Here is a 1,186-nt window from a genome sequence, read left to right on the forward strand (position 1 = left end):
CCTTCGGGGTCGCTGCGTGAGGCCTGGAACCACGGGTGCTGGTCGCTGGTGTGGTTCATCACGAAGTCGATGATCACGCGCATGCCCCGCTGGTGAGCCGCGTCGACGAATTCCACGAAATCCCCGAGGTCCCCGAACTCGGGCAGCACGGCGATGTAGTTGGCGACGTCGTAACCGCCGTCGCGCAGGGGCGACGTGAAGAAGGGGGGCAGCCACAGGCAGTCGACGCCCAGCCATTGCAGATAGTCCAGCTTGGCGGTGATCCCCTTGAGGTCGCCGATGCCGTCGCCGTCACTGTCGTGGAAGGAGCGGACCAGGACTTCGTAGAAGACCGCGCGCTTGAACCACTCGGGGTCCCGGTCCTTGGCGGGGGTGTCCTCGAACAGGTCGGATACCGGCTTGTTGATGGTCATGCATCCTCCGTTGCCGCACGGCTGGGGGCGCGTGCTTCCTCACTCGACCGCGCATACGTGCGCGGGGGAGACACCGGGTGTCAGTCGGACGAAATTGGCCCCGCCCCAGGTGAAGGTCGCGTCACTCAGTTCGTCGCGCACCCGGAAGGTGGTGCCGGGCGTGATGCCCAGGCGGGCGCAGTCGAGGCGTACGGTCGCTTCCTGGGTGTGGTGCGGGTCGAGGTTCACGACCACCAGCACCGTGTCGCCGGGCTCATGGCGGCTGTACGCGATCACCTGGTCGTTGTCCGTGGGGTGGAAGGACACGTTGCGCAGCCGGTGCAGCGCCGGATGGCGTCGACGGATCGCGTTGAGTGTGGCGATCAGCGGCGCGATGGTGGCTCCGGTGTGCTCGGCAGATTCCCAGTCACGCGGGCGCAGTTGGTACTTCTCCGAGTCCAGATAGTCCTCGCCGCCGGACTGGAGGGGCGTGTTCTCGCAGAGTTCGTATCCGCTGTAGAGGCCCCACGCCGGAGAGAGGGTCGCGGCAAGGACCGCGCGCAGCTCGAAGGCCGGACGGCCGCCGTTCTGGAGGAACTCGGGCAGGATGTCGGGGGTGTTGACGAAGAAGTTCGGCCGCATGTAGGCGGCCGTCTCGCCGGACAACTCCTCTACGTACGACGTCAGTTCCGGCTTGGTGTTGCGCCAGGTGAAGTAGGTGTAGGACTGCTGGAAGCCGATGGCGGCCAGGGTGCGCATCATGGCGGGGCGGGTGAAGGCCTCGGCCAGGAAGA

At 66.5% G+C, this 1,186-nt stretch carries 2 protein-coding genes; both read right to left on the reverse strand.

All coding sequences use genetic code 11. The features are described from left to right. Positions 1-413 (reverse strand): alpha-amylase family glycosyl hydrolase (locus tag ACWD02_RS41940; RefSeq protein WP_451221942.1); only part of this gene is annotated, 413 nt, incomplete at its 3' end. A gap of 39 nt (positions 414-452) precedes the next feature. Further along, positions 453-1,186, reverse strand: a 734-nt coding sequence (locus ACWD02_RS41945) for an alpha-glucosidase C-terminal domain-containing protein (RefSeq protein WP_451221945.1), incomplete at its 5' end; no start/stop codon positions are given.

It is taken from the genome of Streptomyces sp. NPDC002853 (assembly GCF_053591915.1).